Raw genomic sequence first — 203 nt, 5'->3', positions numbered from 1 at the left:
GCATACTGGTGGTGAGTGTATTGGTATCTGGCACTCTTTGGTGGTTACGCGATAACGCGCCCCCTTCTGCGCCTAAGCCTATGATTGATGTACCAACTGCAACGCCTTCAACCCAACCCCCACCACTAAGCTCCCCGAAAGAAGTGAAACCTCACTCTGTTGAGCCGACCTTAACGCTCGATAAACACGCTCAGGTGATGGTT

The 203-nt window shown here is 52.2% G+C and carries 1 protein-coding gene; it reads left to right on the top strand.

Features of this window, described 5'->3' with window-relative positions; all coding sequences use genetic code 11:
* A partial coding sequence (locus Q1A70_RS20850; protein ID WP_299697724.1) for a hypothetical protein occupies positions 1-203 on the top strand: 203 nt, incomplete at both ends.

Origin of the sequence: uncultured Vibrio sp. (genome assembly GCF_947488985.1) — a bacterium.
In the GTDB taxonomy this organism is placed as follows: Bacteria; Pseudomonadota; Gammaproteobacteria; order Enterobacterales; family Vibrionaceae; genus Vibrio.
This window is presented reverse-complemented; position numbering and strand designations above follow the sequence as displayed.